16 protein-coding genes are annotated in these 17,820 nt (G+C 62.6%); 10 read left to right on the top strand and 6 right to left on the bottom strand.

Going from position 1 to position 17,820, the window contains the following annotated elements:
• Positions 1 to 82: 82 nt before the first annotated feature.
• Positions 83 to 1,510: a mechanosensitive ion channel family protein gene (locus NP534_RS18895; protein ID WP_274099699.1), complete on the bottom strand. Its 1,428-nt coding sequence runs from the start codon at positions 1,508 to 1,510 to the stop codon at positions 83 to 85.
• Positions 1,511 to 1,776: 266 nt separating this feature from the next.
• Positions 1,777 to 2,337 carry a PBECR2 nuclease fold domain-containing protein gene (locus NP534_RS18890; protein WP_274099698.1) on the bottom strand — a complete coding sequence of 187 codons (561 nt, stop codon included), beginning with the start codon at positions 2,335 to 2,337 and terminating at the stop codon, positions 1,777 to 1,779.
• Positions 2,338 to 2,689: 352 nt separating this feature from the next.
• Here NP534_RS18890 and ycaC point away from each other — a divergent pair, with 352 nt between their 5' ends.
• The 4 genes from ycaC (at position 2,690) to NP534_RS18870 (ending at position 7,012) form a co-directional block, all read left to right on the top strand.
• Complete coding sequence (gene ycaC / locus NP534_RS18885) at positions 2,690 to 3,319, top strand: isochorismate family cysteine hydrolase YcaC (RefSeq protein WP_033702251.1); 630 nt, start codon at positions 2,690 to 2,692, stop codon at positions 3,317 to 3,319.
• Between the two features lie 118 nt (positions 3,320 to 3,437).
• The gene (locus NP534_RS18880) at positions 3,438 to 4,004 is read left to right on the top strand and encodes an antibiotic biosynthesis monooxygenase (protein ID WP_274099697.1); all 567 of its coding nucleotides are present in this window, start codon (positions 3,438 to 3,440) and stop codon (positions 4,002 to 4,004) included.
• A gap of 46 nt (positions 4,005 to 4,050) precedes the next feature.
• A complete protein-coding gene (locus tag NP534_RS18875) occupies positions 4,051 to 4,869 on the top strand; it encodes an alpha/beta fold hydrolase (RefSeq protein WP_047582060.1) in 819 nt (272 codons plus the stop codon).
• Positions 4,870 to 5,170: 301 nt separating this feature from the next.
• Positions 5,171 to 7,012, top strand: coding sequence for an amidohydrolase (locus NP534_RS18870; RefSeq protein ID WP_274099700.1), 1,842 nt, complete (start codon positions 5,171 to 5,173; stop codon positions 7,010 to 7,012).
• A gap of 107 nt (positions 7,013 to 7,119) precedes the next feature.
• Here the strand turns inward: NP534_RS18870 and NP534_RS18865 are convergent, their stop codons facing one another.
• Complete coding sequence (locus NP534_RS18865; protein WP_033702243.1) at positions 7,120 to 8,031, bottom strand: LysR substrate-binding domain-containing protein; 912 nt, start codon at positions 8,029 to 8,031, stop codon at positions 7,120 to 7,122.
• Between the two features lie 267 nt (positions 8,032 to 8,298).
• Here NP534_RS18865 and NP534_RS18860 point away from each other — a divergent pair, with 267 nt between their 5' ends.
• Both NP534_RS18860 and NP534_RS18855 read left to right on the top strand, forming a co-directional pair.
• Positions 8,299 to 8,577 (top strand): type II toxin-antitoxin system RelE/ParE family toxin, encoded by a 279-nt coding sequence (locus NP534_RS18860; RefSeq protein ID WP_186657549.1) that lies wholly within the window; start codon positions 8,299 to 8,301, stop codon positions 8,575 to 8,577.
• Between the two features lie 13 nt (positions 8,578 to 8,590).
• Complete coding sequence (locus tag NP534_RS18855) at positions 8,591 to 8,875, top strand: HigA family addiction module antitoxin (protein WP_186657551.1); 285 nt, start codon at positions 8,591 to 8,593, stop codon at positions 8,873 to 8,875.
• A 3-nt stretch (positions 8,876 to 8,878) separates the two neighbouring features.
• On the opposite strand, the gene NP534_RS18850 is transcribed toward NP534_RS18855, so the two are convergent.
• Together NP534_RS18850 and NP534_RS18845 are read right to left on the bottom strand one after the other, a co-directional pair.
• On the bottom strand, positions 8,879 to 10,666 hold the full coding sequence (locus NP534_RS18850; RefSeq protein WP_274099696.1) for a monovalent cation:proton antiporter-2 (CPA2) family protein: 1,788 nt from the start codon (positions 10,664 to 10,666) through the stop codon (positions 8,879 to 8,881).
• A 158-nt stretch (positions 10,667 to 10,824) separates the two neighbouring features.
• Entirely contained in the window at positions 10,825 to 12,312 is a 1,488-nt protein-coding gene (locus tag NP534_RS18845; protein ID WP_274099695.1) for a YifB family Mg chelatase-like AAA ATPase, read from the bottom strand.
• Between the two features lie 255 nt (positions 12,313 to 12,567).
• On the opposite strand from NP534_RS18845, the gene NP534_RS18840 reads away from it, so the two are divergent.
• The gene (locus tag NP534_RS18840) at positions 12,568 to 14,595 is read left to right on the top strand and encodes a DUF4034 domain-containing protein (RefSeq protein WP_274099694.1); all 2,028 of its coding nucleotides are present in this window, start codon (positions 12,568 to 12,570) and stop codon (positions 14,593 to 14,595) included.
• A gap of 3 nt (positions 14,596 to 14,598) precedes the next feature.
• On the opposite strand, the gene NP534_RS18835 is transcribed toward NP534_RS18840, so the two are convergent.
• Positions 14,599 to 14,859, bottom strand: coding sequence for an accessory factor UbiK family protein (locus tag NP534_RS18835; RefSeq protein WP_274099693.1), 261 nt, complete (start codon positions 14,857 to 14,859; stop codon positions 14,599 to 14,601).
• A gap of 384 nt (positions 14,860 to 15,243) precedes the next feature.
• Between NP534_RS18835 and glnK the strand changes: the two genes are divergently transcribed.
• The 3 genes from glnK to sutA all read left to right on the top strand — a co-directional run bounded on the left by glnK (position 15,244) and on the right by sutA (position 17,720).
• Positions 15,244 to 15,582, top strand: coding sequence for a P-II family nitrogen regulator (gene glnK / locus NP534_RS18830; protein ID WP_002555808.1), 339 nt, complete (start codon positions 15,244 to 15,246; stop codon positions 15,580 to 15,582).
• Between the two features lie 47 nt (positions 15,583 to 15,629).
• Positions 15,630 to 16,961, top strand: a complete 1,332-nt coding sequence (locus NP534_RS18825; protein WP_033702228.1) for an ammonium transporter — start codon at positions 15,630 to 15,632, stop codon at positions 16,959 to 16,961.
• Between the two features lie 432 nt (positions 16,962 to 17,393).
• Positions 17,394 to 17,720, top strand: coding sequence for a transcriptional regulator SutA (sutA, locus tag NP534_RS18820; protein WP_033702226.1), 327 nt, complete (start codon positions 17,394 to 17,396; stop codon positions 17,718 to 17,720).
• Positions 17,721 to 17,820 lie beyond the last annotated feature (100 nt).

Below are 17,820 nucleotides of genomic sequence, written 5' to 3'. Positions count from 1 at the left end.
CGCCACAGAACTTGGGGCCGCTGCGCAGCCCTTTCGCGACGCAAGGCCGCTCCTACAATCAGCGCCAATTCAGGGGGTCAGGTCATTTGTGCAACCAGCTGAGGAAGCCGCCCTTCTTGATCAGGGTCGGCTTCTGCAGCAGTAGCGATTCCCGGCTCTGGCGCCGGAACCGCTGCAACTTGCTCAACGCCGTCTGCACCTCGCCGCGCTCCATCAGGCAGCTCTTCACCTGTTCCTTGTCGATGCGGTAAAGCACGCAGCTGGTCAGCGTGCGGAATTCAGCGAAGCCGTCGTCCTCGTCGAGGATGCCCTCGATTCCCAGTACCTCCCCAGGCCCCATGCGCCCAGCCTCCAGCAACTTGTCGCCGTCGCGGACTGACGCCGAAACCACGCCGCTGCCAATCACCAACAGATGCTCCGAGCGTTCGCCTACCCCAAGGATCACCTGGTCGGCCAGGTACTCCACCGCGGTCATGCGCTGGCTCAGTGCATCGCGTTCGTCATCGCTCAGCGAGCGGAACACCCGCACCTCGTCCAGTACTTCGCGCTGGCGGCTGCGTGGCGGCATGGCCAGGTCGACGTTCCACATCACGCCACTGGCCTCAAGGTGCCGGTGGGCCAGGTCGAACAGCTGATTGCGCGCTTCGGTCTTGCCGGCCATGTCGGCGATGAAACCACTGGCCTCGTATTCCACCGATTCCAGGGTCGAGGCCTTCACCGTGACTTTCGGCTTGGGCGAGGCCAGTATCGCGCGGGTGCCCTGCAAGGCCTTTTCCAGCGCATCGAACACCCGCTTCGGCCGCACCTTAGCCGGCACCACCACGCTGATCGATACACCGTGCACATCGGCCGGGCGGCTGTGGTTGAGCAGCTTGGCCTTGGCCGCGACCGAGTTGGGGATCACCGCCAGGCTGCCGGACCCGGTCAGCAGGCGGGTGGCGCGCCAGTCGATGTCCAGTACCTTGCCTTCGGTGCCATCGATGGAGATCGAATCGCCGATCTGATAGGGCCGTGTGGTGTTCAGCACGATGCCGCTGAACACATCGGCCAAGGTGCTTTGCAATGCCAGGCCGATAACGATGGCCATCACCCCGGAGGTGGCCAGCAGCCCCTTCACCGGCAGCTGCATCACGTAGCCTGCCGCCGCCACCACCGCCGCCAGGAATATCAGCGCCCCCAGCACATCCTGCAGCAACCGCCCGCCATGGCTGCCGCGCGCCACCAGCAGCAGGCCGAACACCACGGTCACCGTGCGCGCGCCGAACAGCCACCAGCCGATCGTCAGCACCGTGGCCATCAGGTTGCGCGACACATCCTCGGGCCATGGCGGTGGTTGCAACGGGCTCATGCCGGCGGCCAGCAGCACCGAGCTGAACAGCAGGAAGATCACCAGCCGCGCGCCGATACGCCAGGCCCTGCGCTGGAGGGGGATCAGTTGCCAGAGCACGAGGTCGAGCAGGATCAGGGCGCAGCCGAGCAGCAAAGGGGAAGACTGGATAAAGGCCAGCATGGTGGTCTCGGGATGAGGGGAGGGCTGTGGGTAGTAATAGAGCAGGTTGGTTCGCCAGGCAATGTTGTCCGGCTGCGCTCACCCTGGTCGCCTGTTGACTTGTCCAAGGACTGTGGTAGCGTTTTACCTGAGCGCGAAACCAGTTGCCATTCAGCGGCAGTAACTGGCGTAGGAACCCCGTCGATGGCTGAATCATCAGCGCAGGGTGAGACCTCCACACCCCGGCTTGAGGGTGTGTATATGAATATCAAGCACCTCTTTCAGGGCTACTGGTTACAGTGGCCCTTTTCTTTGTTCGGCAGAAACGCATAGCGTTTGAAGAGCAGCTCGCCATGGCGATGCTTGTTCAACGCTTTCGCGTCGCACTGCATAAAATTCCACAGCATTTTTCCGCTCTCGAGCGTCACGATCACCAGCATCTGTCGCTTGGTCTCATAGACCCCGATAAATGCCAATCTATGTGTGTCGTTGGTATAGGCGACACTCCACACTTCAAACGGCCCGGTCAAGGTATCCAAGGCTACTTGGACATAACGTTCCCGGGCATCCTGCCTTTTTTCGACGATGTGACAGATACAGCTGCGCCGAACCTGAACACCTCCCAAGGGCGTCTTGAGAACCACAAAGGCGATAGGTGAGTCGCTCAAGCCGAAGTGCTGAGCGACCAGTTCGATAGCATCGTCATGGGAGTCCGCTGCAGCAATCTCCTCGATAGCTTGAGCACGCACCTCACGGTGAAGTGACCTGAGATCGGGTAGCCCCATATCCAGCCAAGTGCGCTGACACCCTTTCTCAGTGATTTTTGCGGGTGGGGTAGTGACGGTCAAGGAGGTACCTGGTGACAAGCGGAGGGCTGAAGCGATAGGGCTCGACAAGCCTAGGGAGCGGGTAGAGCGCGAACAATCAGAAGGGAATCGACACAGTTCGTAGGGGATTTCCCGATGCGACGCGGTTTCGCAGGTAATGACTGACATCGCAGTAGGACATTGCTGGCATTTCAGAATGCTGAGGCCGCTACGCAAACAAGCCAGCAAAACCATTGCCAACTAATCGTTCACAGAATAGAACGCTAAAGCCAAAAACAGCTATCTACCGCTCCAAAGGTGATGGTTTTAATCTTCTCCCATCAACGCGAAACACCCAAATCACTGAAGATCAAAACCCTTAGGAGCAACGACCATGACCCCATTCAAATACAACCGCCTGAACAAAGACGACGCAGCCGTGCTGTTGGTCGACCACCAGGCTGGCCTGCTGTCCCTGGTGCGTGACATCGAGCCGGACGCCTTCAAGAACAACGTGCTGGCCCTGGCCGACCTGGCCAAGTTCTTCAACCTGCCAACCATCCTCACCACCAGCTTCGAGCAAGGCCCCAACGGCCCGCTGGTACCCGAGCTGAAAGCGCTGTTCCCGGACGCGCCCTACATCGCCCGCCCAGGCCAGATCAACGCCTGGGACAACGAAGACTTCGTCAAGGCCGTGAAGGCCACCGGCAAGAAGCAACTGATCATCGCCGGTGTCGTGACTGAGGTGTGCGTAGCCTTCCCGGCCCTGGCAGCCCTGGAAGAAGAATTCGAGGTGTTCGTGGTGACCGATGCGTCCGGCACCTTCAACGCCATGACCCGCGACGCCGCCCATGACCGCATGAGCCGTGCCGGTGCGCAACTGATGACCTGGTTCGGCGTGGCCTGTGAGCTGCACCGCGACTGGCGCAACGATGTCGAAGGCCTGGCGGCGCTGTGCTCCAACCACATCCCGGACTACCGCAACCTGATGAGCAGCTACAACGCCTTCAACGCCGGCAAGTAACCCGCCACGCCCCCGGGCACCGCCAGTCGGTGCCCGGCAAGGGCAGCACACCCATGCAATCATCCGCCCGTTCGCCGTTGCACAGTGGATGCGGGCCAGCTCATCCCAAGGAACGCCGATGAACACCGCACTCCAAGACAACCGCAACGTGGTTACTCTGGTCATCCAGCACAAGGTTCGCGCCGAAGCATTGGCAGGCTACGAAGCGTGGCTCAAGCACACGGTCAGCGCCGCGCGCCGCCAACCCGGCCACCTTGATGTCAACGTGATCCGCCCGGAAGACGGTGGCCGCCACTTCACCACCGTGGTGCGCTTCAGCGACGCCAGCCTGCTGCAGGCCTGGGTCAATTCCACCGAGCGCCAGACGCTGGTCAGCCAGGTGCTGCCGTTGCTGGAGGAGGGTGACAACACCCAGGTCCACGACGACCCGGAATTCTGGTTCACCCCGCCGAGCACCACCGCGAAGCAACCGCCGCGCTGGAAGCAGGCACTGCTGACCTACCTGGTGATCTGCCCGATGACCATGATCATCCCGCAACTGCTGGCGCCGTTTTTCGCCCGCGTCCCGCAGCTGGGCGGCCCGATCACCGGCAACCTGATCGTCAACCTGTTCGTCATCCTGCCCGTGGTGTTCTACATCATGCCGTGGGTAACCCGCCGCTGCGCCAACTGGCTGCGTGGCTGAGCCAGCTCCCCCCCTCACCCCAAAAGACCTTCAAGGAGATACCGACATGAGCACACTCGTAACCCGCGACGGCACTTCGCTTTATTTCAAGGACTGGGGCAGCGGCAAGCCCGTGCTGTTCAGCCACGGTTGGCCGCTGGATGCCGACATGTGGGACGCGCAGATGGAGTTCCTGGCCAGCCGCGGCTACCGCGCCATCGCGTTCGACCGCCGTGGTTTCGGCCGGTCGAGCCAACCGTGGAACGGTTACGACTACGACACCTTTGCCGATGACATCGCCCAGTTGATCGAGCACCTCGACTTGCGTGAAGTGACCCTGGTGGGCTTCTCCATGGGCGGCGGCGATGTCAGCCGCTATATCGCCCGCCATGGCAACGAACGGGTTGCCGGGCTTGTGCTGCTGGGCGCGGTAACGCCGGTGTTCGGCAAGCGTGATGACAACCCTGAGGGGGTCGATGCATCGGTGTTCGCAGGTATTCAGGCAGGGCTGCGTGCGGACCGGGCGCAGTTCATCGCTGATTTCGCCACGCCGTTCTATGGTTTGAACCAAGGCCAGCAAGTGTCCCAGGGTGTGCTGACGCAAACCCTGAACATCGCGCTGCTGGCCTCGATCAAGGGCACGCTGGATTGCGTGAGCGCATTTTCCGAGACCGACTTCCGCCCCGACATGGCCAAGATCGAGGTGCCTACCTTGGTTATCCACGGTGACGCGGACCAGATCGTGCCGTTCGAGACCACCGGCAAGAAGGCTGCCGAGTTGATCCGCGGTGCCGAGTTGAAGGTGTATGAAGGCGCGCCGCATGGCTTTGCCGTGACGCATACGCAGCAGCTGAACGAAGACCTGCTGGCGTTCTTGAACCGGTGAAAATCCAGCGGCCGCCTCGCGCCGAGGCCGGCCGCTGCACAAAAGCTGATCAAGGCTAACCTTCACCCACCCACCGCACATCCATCCAAGCCTTGGCCAGGCACGAACCGGCATGCTCCGCAGTTGCGCTTGCCGCCGCCGCACCCAGACGGAGAAGACCATGTCCCAGGACCCCAACGACAAGAGCCGTCGCCAGTTCCTCGCCACCAGCACCGTGCTCGGTGCTGCTGGCGCGCTCTGGTCCGCATTGCCCTTCGCCGGCTCTGCCGGTTCCGCCCATGCATTCACCCAAGGAGGCTCCATGACCGCCGACCTCATCCTGTTCAACGGCAAACTGCACACCGTTGACCGTGAGAAGCCCACCGCCACCGCCGTTGCCATCAAGGACGGCCGCTTCATTGCCGTCGGCAGTGACGCCGAAGCCATGGCCCACAAAAGCGCCGCCACGCAGATCATCGACCTCAAGCAGCGTACTGTCATCCCGGGCCTGAACGACTCCCACCTGCACTTGATCCGCGGTGGCCTGAACTACAACCTGGAGCTGCGTTGGGAAGGCGTACCGTCAGTAGCCGACGCCCTGCGCATGCTCAAAGACCAGGCCGCCCGTACCCCAACCCCGCAGTGGGTGCGTGTGGTCGGTGGCTGGAACGAATTCCAGTTCGCTGAAAAGCGCATGCCGACCCTGGAAGAAATCAACCAGGCCGCGCCCGATACCCCGGTCTTCCTCCTGCACCTGTACGACCGCGCGCTGCTCAACCGCGCTGCGCTCAAGGCCGTGGGCTACACCAAGGACACGCCGAACCCGCCAGGTGGCGAGATCCAGCGCAACAAATTCGGCGAGCCGACCGGCATGCTCATCGCCCGCCCTAACGCGATGATCCTCTACGCTACCCTGGCCAAGGGGCCGAAGCTGCCGCTGGAATACCAGGTCAACTCGACCCGCCAGTTCATGCGTGAGCTCAACCGCCTGGGCCTGACCAGCGCCATCGACGCCGGGGGTGGCTACCAGAACTTCCCCGACGACTATTCGGTGATCCAGGAGCTGGCTGACAAAGGCCAGTTGACCGTGCGCATCGCCTACAACCTGTTCACCCAGAAGCCCAAGGAAGAACTCGATGACTTCAAGAAGTGGACGTCGAGCGTGAAGCTGCACAGCGGCACGGACTTCCTGCGCCATAACGGCGCGGGCGAGATGCTGGTGTTCTCCGCCGCCGACTTCGAGGACTTCCTTGAGCCGCGGCCGGACTTGCCGCAAACCATGGAAGAAGAGCTGGAGCCGGTGGTGCGCCACCTGGTCGAGCAGCGCTGGCCGTTCCGCCTGCATGCCACCTACAACGAATCGATCACGCGCATGCTCGATGTGTTCGAAAAGGTTAACCGGGACATTCCGTTCAACGGCCTGCCGTGGTTCTTCGACCATGCCGAAACCATCACCCCGGAAAACATCGAGCGCGTGCGCGCCCTGGGCGGGGGCATCGCCATCCAGGACCGTATGGCCTTCCAGGGTGAATACTTCGTCGACCGCTACGGTGCCAAGGCAGCCGAAAAGACACCGCCGATCCAGCGCATGCTCGACATGGGTGTGCCGGTCGGGGCCGGTACCGACGCAACCCGCGTCTCCAGCTACAACCCGTGGACTTCGCTGTATTGGTTGGTCAGCGGCAAGACCGTTGGCGGCATGGCGCTGTACCCGGAAGGCCTGAGCCGCGACACCGCGCTGCAGTTGTTCACTCAGGGCAGCGCCTGGTTCTCCAGCGAGCAGGGCAAGAAAGGCCAGATCAAGGTGGGCCAGCTGGCCGACCTGGCGGCGTTGTCGCTGGACTTCTTCAGTGTCGATGAAGAGGCGATCAAGGGCATCGAGTCGGTGCTGACCCTCGTCGATGGCAAGGTCGTGTACGGCGCCGGCGAGTTCGACAGGCTCGGCCCGCCGCAGGTGCCAGTACTGCCGGAATGGTCGCCGGTGGCCAAGGTGCCGGGGCACTGGCGGGTGGGTACGCCATCGCTGGCCGCAGCGGTGCACCAGTGCAGCGGCCCGTGTGGGGTGCATGCGCACAGCCATGAAAAGGCGCGGCATTCCAGCGTACCGGTAAACGACTTCCAAGGGTTCTGGGGGGCGCTGGGTTGTTCGTGCTTCGCGTTCTGAGTTGATGTGAAGAAGGGGCCTGCAGAGGCCCCTTTTTTGTGTGTCGATCTTCAGCACTGCGCTGTAACTGTGAGCGCGGATTCACTCGCTATGAAACCAGTACAGATTCAGGCCATGTCGCTGATGGCGAACTCCTCGGCCAGGTGATCGATCAGCGACCGCACCGACGGCAGCAAGCCGCGCCGCGACGGGAAGATCGCATGCACGATGCCGCAGCGCGGGTGCCAGCCCGGCAACAGCTCCACCAGCCGGCCCTCGGCCAGGTCCTCGCGCACGGCTACCCGGGGCAGGTGCGCAATGCCCACACCGGCCACCACGAAATGGCGCAAGGCAAACAGGTCGTCGGTGACCATGCGCGGTGTGTGCGGGATCACGATGCTGTGGCTTTGGTCCTCCCCTTGGAACAGCTCCCACTGGTACTCACGTTGGGCGCTGCCCCAGTGCACGCTGGGCAGCTGGCCGAGCATCTGCGGGTCGAAGCCCTTGGGCAGTTGCTCCCGGTATTGCGGCTGGCCGACCAGGCACTGGGTACTGTTGCTCAGCACCTTCATCACCATGTCGGTGTTTTCCAGCGGCGGAAAGCGCACGCGCAGCGCTACGTCGAAGCCTTCATGCAGCAGGTCGACGCGGCGGTTGGTGCTTTCGATAAACAGTTCTACCTGGGGGTACTTGAGCATGTAGCGCGTCAGCATCGGCCCGACCCAGGAGTTGAGCAGGGTGGTCGGGCAACTGATGCGCACCAGCCCGCGAGGCTCGCTGCGGTTGCGTTCGATGATCTCCGCCGCCCCCTCGGCCTCCACGCGCATGGCCAGGCAACGGTTGTAGTAGGCCTGGCCGATTTCGGTCAGCGAGCAATGCCGGCTGGTGCGGTGCAGCAGGCGTACGCCAAGACGCTCTTCAAGGTCTGCGATACGCCGGCTGAGCTTGGACTTGGGCATGTCCAGCGCGCGACCTGCCGGGGCGAAACCGCCGTGCTCCACTACCTGGGTGAAGTAGTAGAGGGAGTTGAGGTCTTCCAATGATCGTTCTCCGGGTGGAACGGTAAGGGCAGTTTCGCAGTTTAACGCAGCAAAGGTGATGAGTTTGAAGGGTATCTTGCCATGCAGCCCGAGCTCTGGCTGAAAGACTTTGGGAAACTTCCCACATAGATCGCGGACGGCAACACCGCGCTAAATCAAATCTCTGAGAACAGACTGATCAATCCGGAAATGCTTCAGGAGAGCTTGGATGCGCCTTTCTATATCCAACTTGAAATGTGTAAGGCGTGACCTTACACTCAAGATTCAATGATCAAGAGTTTCAGGCACAAGGGCCTGAGGCTGCTTTATCAGCGACGAGACACATCAGGAGTACGCGCCGATCATGTTGCTCGTTTACGACGGCTACTTGCCTCGCTCGAGGTGGCGCAAACGCCTTCCAACCTGGATCGTCCTGGATACCGCCTGCATTTGCTGCGGGGCAAGCTGGATGGCTTCTGGGCGGTGAACGTTTCGGGCAACTGGCGACTGGTGTTCCGCTTCGTTGGTACCGATGTAGAGCTTGTCGATTATCTGGACTACCACTAGGAGAGAGAACGCCATGCCTATGTACGATCCACCCCATCCCGGTGAGTCTTTGCGAGAAGACGTTTTGCCTGCAATTGGCATGAGTGTCTCGGGACTGGCGCGTCACCTCGGTTATTCGCGGGGGCAGCTGTCCACCGTGCTCAATGGGCGTGCCGCTATATCCGCTGATCTGGCGTACCGTCTTGAACTGGCGGGCCTCGGCGATGCTCGGCAGTATCTTGCCGAGCAGGCCGCCTACGATCTGTGGCAGGCCGCGCACCGTGAGCACCCGCAGATTGCGCGGCTGGTATTTGCTTGAAACTCAATCCGCATCCGAATCAAACAACCGCTCCAGTTCCACCCGCGCTTCCTGGGCTGTCTGCATCACCTTGGCCCGGTCATCGCGCACCTGCCCTTGGGCTACCAGCACTTCTTCGTCGTGTTGGGTAAACCGGGCGATGCGATCCGCCGCTTGTTCATCACTCAACCCTAACCCCACCAGCGCACGGCGGGTCATCTCCAGGCTCGAATAGAACGTCTCGCGAATCGGCTCGGCGCCTACATCGATCAGCTTGTGCACATGCTGGCGGTTACGCGCGCGGGCCAGCACTTTCAGGTGCGGGTACAGGCGCTTGACCCGCTCCGCCGTGCGGGTGGTGACTTCCGGGTCGTCGGTGGTGATGACGAAGTACTCGGCCTCGCCCACTTTGGCCGCATGCAACACCTCGGCGCGCAAGGGGTCGCCGTAGAATACTGGAGCCTGCTCGAACATGCGGGTCATCTCGATGGCGTCCACCGAGGTTTCCAAGGCGATGAAGGGGATCTTCTGGGCGCGCAGGATGCGCGAGACGATCTGCCCCATGCGGCCCATACCGACGATGACCACACGCGGGGCGTCGGTCTGGATCTGCTTGTACTGCTCCGGCACTTCCCGTTGCGGCAGCGGGCGTTTGAGGGCGCGGGCGCAGCCGAGCATCAGCAGGGGGGTGAGGGCCATCGACAGGGTGATGGTCATCATCAGCAGGTCGTAGGTCTGGGTGTCGAACAAGCCCTGGTCCTTGCCCAGCTTGAACACCACGAAGGCGAACTCGCCCCCCGCCGCCAGCACCATCCCCAGGCGCAGGGCGCTGGCGCTGTTGAGGCCGCCGGCCAGTCGGCCGACCACGATCAGCAAGGTCAGTTTGACCGCGATCAGCAACAGGGTCAGGCCCAACAGCACCAGCGGCATTTCCAGCAGCAGGCTCAGGTTGGCGCCCATGCCGACACTGATGAAGAACAGCCCCAGCAGCAGCCCCTTGAACGGTTCGATCTGCGATTCCAGCTCGTGGCGGTACTCCGAGTCGGCCAGCAACAGGCCGGCGAGGAAGGCGCCCAGGGCCATGGAAATGCCGGCCTCTTCCATCAGCCAGGCGGTACCGATCACCACCAGCAGCGCGGTGGCGGTGGAAACCTCCGGCAGGCCGGTACGGGCGACGATGCGAAACACCGGCCGCAGCAGGTAACGGCCGCCGACGATGACCACGGCGATGCTGGCGAATACCTTCAGTGCATGTTCGAGGCTGTCACCGTGGCTGGTATCCGGGCCGCTGGCGGCCAGCAGCGGGACCAGGGCGATCAGCGGGATGGCCGCGATGTCCTGGAACAGCAGAATGGCGAACGCGAGGCGACCGTGCGGCGCGTTCAGCTGCTTGCTTTCGGCCAGGCTCTGCAGGCCGAGGGCGGTGGATGACAGCGCCAGGCCCAGGCCCAGCACCAGGGCCGCCGGCAACGACTGGGCAAAGCCGAACAGGGCGATGGCGCCGATCACAGCACCGGTCAGCAACACCTGCGCAGCCCCCACGCCGAACACTGACTTGCGCATCAGCCACAAGCGTTTGGGTGACAGCTCCAGGCCGATGATGAACAGCAGCAGAACAACGCCCAGTTCAGAAATATGCGCGACGCTCTCGGTATCGCGGATCAGCCCCAGCGCCTGCGGGCCGATGGCTACGCCGGCCAGCAGGTAGCCGATCACCGCGCCCAGTTGCAGGCGCTTGGCCAAGGGGACGGCAAGGACGGCGGCGAAGAGGAAGATCACCGCGGTTTGCAGAAGGCTGCCTTCGTGTGGCATTGGCTCGAACTCCATGAGCTGCCAGGGCAGCGTTAGAACAGTGTGGCGGACAATTCTGGAGGTGAAGGTGGTGTTAGACAATCTGCTGACGGCAGGAAAGATTGTCCCGAAAAAAGTGACAGTCAGTGGTGGCCTTCTTGCGGGCAAGCCTGCCCCTGTCAGCTACCAGGCCGATACTGCAACGCCTCGCCCAGATGCCCCCTGGCAATCGACGCCACACCCTCCAGGTCCGCTAGCGTGCGCGCCACTTTCAGCAGCCGATGGGCAGCGCGCAACGACAAGTTCAATCGTTCGCAGGCAGTCTCCAGCCAAGCCTGGTCCGCCGCCTCCAACAGACAATGGTGGCGCAAGCCGTTGAGGTCGAGAAACGCATTGGCGCACCCTTGCCGACGTTGCTGCAGGTCGCGCGCCTCGGCCACCCGCTCGGCGACTGTGGCGCTGGTGTCGCCGCTGGGTTGGTTGTTCAGCGTGGTGGTTTCGCGCGCCACGGTCAGGTGCAGGTCAATGCGGTCCAGCAGCGGCCCCGACAACTTGTTGCGATAACGCTGGACCTGGTCGGTGCTGCAGCGGCAGCGGCCGCTCGGGTCGCCGAGGTAGCCGCAAGGGCAGGGGTTCATCGCCGCAACCAGCTGAAAACGTGCCGGGAAGCGCACTTTGTCCCGCGCCCTGGCAATCACGATCTCGCCGGACTCGAGCGGTTCGCGCAGTACCTCCAGCACGCGCCGCTCGAATTCCGGCAACTCATCGAGAAACAGCACACCATGATGAGCCAGGGTGATTTCGCCCGGCTGTGGCCGGCTGCTGCCGCCCACCAGTGCAGGGCCTGAGGCCGAGTGGTGCGGGTGGCGGAAAGGGCGCTGTGGCCAGCTGTTCAGCGGCGCATGGCCGCTGACCGACTGAATGGCCGCCACCTCCAGCGCTTCGCGCTCGTCCAGCGGCGGCAACAGCCCTGGCAAGCGGCTGGCGAGCAAGGTCTTGCCAGTGCCGGGCGGGCCGGTGAACAACAGGTTGTGCGCCCCGGCTGCGGCCAGCAGCAAGGCACGCTTGGCGGCCACCTGGCCCTGTACCTCGCTGAGGTCGGGGTAGGGCCGGCTGTTCAGTACCAGGCCATTGGCGGCATAGGGCGCTAACGGTACCTGGCCGTTCAGGTGGGCGACCAGTTCCAGCAGGTGCCCGATGGCATACACCACCAGCCCACCTGCAAGGCTGGCTTCTTCGGCATTTTCCCGTGGTACCACCAACGCCCGGCCCGCGTCCCTTGCCGCCAGCGCCGCCGGCAACACGCCCTGCACAGGGCGCAGTTGCCCGGACAGCGCCAGTTCGCCCAGGCACTCGATGTCGCAAAGGGTAGCTACCGGGACCTGGCCACTGGCGGCAAGAATGCCCAGGGCAATGGCCAGGTCATAGCGCCCGCCATCCTTGGGCAGGTCGGCGGGCGCCAGGTTCTGGGTGATGCGCCTTGCCGGGTAGTCCAGGCCTGAGTTGACGATGGCACTGCGTACCCGGTCTTTGCTTTCCTTGACCGTGGTTTCGGGCAGGCCGACCAGGGTGAGGTGGGGGAGCCCGTTGGCCAGGTGGGTTTCGACGCTGACCGCCGGTGCCTGTACGCCTACCTGGGCGCGGCTGTGGACGAGGGCAAGTGACATGGACGCTCCGTTGTTGCTGAAAAGGGCCGCTTCCTGCGGCTTGGGCAAGGTTAGCGGGCGAAGTGGCAATCAGCGCAAGAAGTGTGCGTCCTGGTTTTTCAGGTCAGGGTTTTCTCCTGGTTTTTCATACAATCTGACAAAAATGGATCCAATAACTTTGCGCAGATCCAGGGTATGGCTTAGTGTTGAAAGGCTACTGCGCTTGCCATGGGATGGCAGCGCCGCTTCCCACAAATGGACTTGAGGTATTGCTCCGTGCAAACGCTCACTCGCACTCGCCAGGCAATCCGAGAACTGGTGCAGGCCAGTGCATTCGTTGAACTCAACCGCTACTTCGACATCCTCGAAGCGCGTTGGCGACAGTCGCCACCCGGCGAGTTTCCTGCCTACCTGGAGGCCGTCGAAGGGCACATGCTGGTCGATTGGGACTGCCAGGGCGACAAGGCCCTGACGCAGGTTCTCAAGGCCTGGATCGACGCCTGCCCCAAGGCCTACCACCCTCAAGTGGTGATGGGCTTGCATTGCTTCAGCCGCGCCTGCGATATCCACGACAGTGCCAATGCCGAGCCCCTCAGTGCCGAGCAGCAGTTGGCGGCCGAGCAGGTTTGCGAGCTCGGCGCCGCGCACCTGTTGCGTGCCATGGGGCGCACGGCGCAGCCGGTGGCGGCGGCCATCGGCATGCTGCGGCTCAGCGCGCAGTTCGCCGAGCCAGGTTGGTTGCGCGAACTGTTCGACGGCCAGCCGGCACGCTTCAGCCCGAGCGCTCACGCGGATGTGGAAGTGCAGGAGGCTGCGGCGCCGCTGCTGGTGAAATACGGCCTGCTACCCCTGGCCCAAGTGCCACAGACCTTGCCGGCGTGCCTGGGCAAACGTGCCGTGCATGGGCGAGAAGCCGCGCAGCACTATTGGCTGCAGCATGCGCTGGGTGCTTTCCCCGGCTGTTTTGAAGCGATTCAGGCGCATGCCGTCTACCTGCTGCCCCGTTGGGGCGGCAGTTACGCGGCAATCGACGGATTGGCCGGTGGCATGCTGTGTGAAGGATGGCCAGAGGAGCAGCGCAATGCGCTGCGCTGGCTGGCTATCGAGGACCAGCTCGAACTGCCGCATGCCGGCCAGGTGCAGTCGATCGCTGCCTGGCAGCAGGTGTTCAAGGCGTGGTCGCTGCGTGCGCTCAGGCCCAGGGAGCGCGCGACTTTGCTGGCATGGCGTGGCGCCTTGCGTGGTTGTGCCCTGCAGGACTACGCGGGCGCGCTGCGCGACTTTGCCGGTTGTGTGAACCTTTACCCTGATCTGGGCTTTGTCCCGGGTATCGGCCAGCCCTTTCGTAGTATTGTCTGCCTCATGCTGTTCCACGGCATGGACGATGACCAGCAGGCGTTTCGTAGCGCGATCGAGCGGCTGTGCGAGAGCGGCTCGCACCCCGCTGCCTGTGCGCTGCGGGCGGTGGGGCATGGGTTTGGGCGCTGGGGGTTTGCATGTTCGCCTGAGCAGGCACGTATTTGGTCGCAGCGTGCGGTGAAGCGTCAACTTGGCCGCCAAGGGCCGGGTTTCGATGTGCTTGAAGTGCCACGCCTGCTGTGGTCTGCCAACCAGCAAGAGGCCGCTTATTTCCTTTATGAACGCTGTGCCGATCTGAGCCTGCCAGAGGCTGCGCTGAGCCTTCATCACCTGCATCGCGGTGCACTGGCCAACACCCCTGGGCACTACCTGGACGCGGATGCTGCCGAATACTGGCTGCTGCGCGCAGTGCAGGCCGGATGCAAGGTGGCCAAATACACCTTGGCATGCCGGCGTATGCAAAGTGCCGAAGCCTTGAGTGAACGAAGTGCCATGCTGGCAGTGAGGCGGCTACTGAACGATGCATTGGGCAGTGCGCAGACCGCTGCCGGTGCGCGCCTGCAACTGGGTATTCTGCTGCGGCAGTTTGGCGAGCCGCAGGAGCAGGCCGAGGCCGTCGACTACTTGCTCGGTCTGGTCGAGCACCCGGACGACTGGATTGCCGCGCGCGCCAGTGCAGAGCTGGGGCTGGCCTGGATGCAGGGGCACGGCACACGCAAGCAAAGCCGCTTCGCGGCCATCGAGTGGATCAACCGCGCAGTGGCGTTGCAGCCGGCGGATAACGATATCGAGCATATCCAGGCCGAGATACTCAACTCGCACAACCGGGTGAAAACGCTGTTCACCCTGTGCGGTGCTGCTTTGTTTCGGGGGACACTGCATGCCAGCGAGTTGCCGCCGAAATCAAGCAACCCGGGCGAGGGCCGATTGCAGGCATCGGCCTGACCCTTATTGCTGGGCTGGCGCCATCCGTGCTTCCAGCTCGGCGACCTGTTTCTCCAGGGCTTCCAGGCGAGCGCGGGTGCGGGCGAGGACGACCATCTGGCTGTCGAATTCTTCGCGGCTGACCAGGTCAAGCTTGCTGAAGGCGCCCTGCATCAGCACCTTGAACTGGCTTTCGAGTTCGGCGCGAGGCTGGGCGGTATCGCTGCTGAAAAGGCGCGAGGCCTGGTCGCTCAGGGCGTCGAGGAGGGCTTTGGGCGCGAGCATGTTCGGCTGTCCACTGAATCTGAAAAATGACCCGCAGTGTAGCACGCAGCAAAACACTGTTTTGAGGGCAGGAGCGGGTGAACCCTGCACATTTTTCGAGCAAGACGCCAACGGGTAGCGCACCGAAATCGTGCATCTTTTTGATGCTGGCGACTGGCCAACCCCGACGCTTTCAAGCAACTCACTGTTTTCTGGTGGTTTAGTGGAACTGGCAAGGTTTCTGCAAAGACCTGTACGAGCCATGCACTGATGCAGTTCCTTGTGACCAGGCAGTGCGCACGCGGAGCCGGATGCCGACGACGCGTTACAAAGCTAACCGCTGCGCTTAGACTTGAGACGGGTTTGTTTTCCTGGGGCAAGTCCACCAAATCGGGAGAGAGTTTCATGAAGCTAGTCACAGCCATCATCAAGCCGTTCAAGCTGGACGACGTGCGCGAGTCGCTGTCGGAAATCGGCGTGCAGGGCATCACCGTCACTGAAGTCAAAGGCTTCGGTCGGCAGAAGGGCCACACCGAGTTGTATCGCGGTGCTGAATACGTGGTCGACTTCCTGCCCAAGGTGAAGATCGACGTCGCCATCGACGACAAGGACCTTGATCGGGTGATCGAAGCCATCACCAAGGCTGCCAACACCGGCAAGATCGGTGACGGCAAGATCTTTGTGGTGAATCTGGAGCAGGCGATCCGCATCCGTACCGGCGAAACCGATACCGACGCGATCTAAGTAACAAAAAAAGCCTCACCAAACCCAACGCCCCAGGAGAAAACAACATGACTCTGCGTAAGATCGCAGGGCTAGGAGCCCTATTGTCCCTCGTAATGCCCGGGCTTGCCCTGGCAGAGGAAGCTGCCCCAGCGCTGAACTCCGGCGACACTGCCTGGATGTTGACCGCAACGGCGCTGGTGCTGTTCATGACCATCCCGGGCCTGGCCCTGTTCTATGGCGGTATGGTGCGTTCCAAGAACGTGCTCTCGGTGATGATGCAGTGCTTCGCGATCACCGGTCTGATGAGCATTCTCTGGGTCGTCTACGGCTACAGCATGGCCTTCGATACCACGGGTATGGAAAAGGGCGTGCTCAACTTCAATTCCTTCGTCGGTGGCTTCTCCAAGGCGTTTCTCAGCGGTGTCACCCCTGACAGCCTGACGTCGGCCACCGCGCTGTTCCCTGAGGCGGTGTTCATCACCTTCCAGATGACCTTCGCCATCATAACCCCGGCGCTGATCGTCGGTGCCTTCGCCGAGCGCATGAAGTTCTCCGCAATGCTGGTGTTCATGGGCATCTGGTTCACCCTGGTGTATGCGCCGATCGCGCACATGGTCTGGAGCGGTGATGGCGCGCTGATGTGGGACTGGGGCGTGCTGGACTTCGCGGGCGGCACCGTGGTGCACATCAACGCCGGTATCGCGGGCCTGGTGTGCTGCCTGGTACTGGGCAAGCGCAAGGGCTACCCGACCACGCCGATGGCCCCGCACAACCTGGGCTACACCCTGATGGGCGCGGCAATGCTGTGGATCGGTTGGTTCGGCTTCAACGCCGGTTCCGCCGCCGCTGCCAACGGCACTGCCGGCATGGCCATGCTGGTGACCCAGATCGCCACCGCTGCTGCGGCGCTGGGCTGGATGTTCGCCGAGTGGATCGGCCACGGCAAACCGAGCGCCCTGGGCATCGCCTCGGGTGTGGTCGCCGGGCTGGTCGCCATCACCCCGGCTGCCGGTACCGTGGGCCCGATGGGCGCCCTGGTGATTGGCCTGGCGTCTGGCGTGATCTGCTACTTCTGCGCCACCACCCTCAAGCGCAAGCTGGGCTATGACGACTCGCTGGACGCCTTCGGCGTGCACGGCATCGGCGGTATCGTTGGCGCCATCCTGACCGGTGTGTTCGCAGCACCAGCCTTGGGCGGTTTCGGCGCTGTGACCGATATCGGCATGCAGGTCTGGATCCAGGCCAAGGGCGTGATTTTCACCGTGGTCTACACCGCCATCGTTACCTACGTGATTCTCAAGGTACTGGACGTGGTGATGGGGCTGCGGGTCAACGAAGAAGAAGAGTCGGTCGGCCTCGACCTGGCTCAGCACAACGAACGCGGCTACAACCTGTAACTGCGACGCTGGAAAATCTTGCCCGGTTCGCCGGGCATTTTTTCGCCTGATTTTTGCCTTTTCCCGCACAGCAAACGGTTTATCCGTCACGTTCGCGACGCAGGCGGAAAACTTACAAGATGATGGGCGTTTATGGCGCTTTGCTTTTTCTACGGGCGCGCTAGAATGCGCGCCGAAGGGTGTTGGACAAGCAGTCCGCAGGCGCCCCCAGCCTTTGCTAGGCTTGCCATTAGCGCGTGGCCAGCAGATGGCTCAAGGATTTCGTCAGGCCCTGCCAGGAGCAGGGCCTGCAGGGTACAAACCCTCCCATCAGGAGGTGCATGCCCAAGGCAGTGGCCAACCCACGGCCAGTTGAATTTTCACTGGTGGCTGCCGGTCTACGGCTGCACTGGTCTATAACTAACCTGCTTTTCGCAAGTCATGAGGTAGAACATGAGCGACGATGATCTGGAAAACGACGACCTCGAAGTAGGCGATGATGATGAGGCTGATGAGGGTCTGGAAGCTGCGGCTGATGACGTAGCGGAAGACTCCGGCGAAGACGATAGCCCCGCGCCCACTGCCAAAGGCAAGTCCAAGGCCGCTGTCTCGGTAGACGAGATGCCGAGCTTGGAAGCCAAGCAGAAGGAGCGTGATGCCCTGGCCAAGGCGATGGAAGAATTCCTTTCGCGCGGTGGCAAGGTGCAGGAAGTGGAGGCCAACGTGGTCGCCGATCCGCCCAAGAAGCCGGACAACAAATACGGCAGCCGCCCTATCTGAGTGGTTGCATGCAAAAAAGCCCGCCGTCGCTGCGGGCTTTTTTGTGCGCCATGAATGCGGTCTTGTAGGAGCGGCCTTGCCGGGGCGCCGGACCGGTCGG

It is taken from the genome of Pseudomonas sp. 39004 (genome assembly GCF_028682155.1).
Taxonomy (GTDB): Bacteria; Pseudomonadota; Gammaproteobacteria; order Pseudomonadales; family Pseudomonadaceae; genus Aquipseudomonas; species Aquipseudomonas capeferrum.
This window is presented reverse-complemented; position numbering and strand designations above follow the sequence as displayed.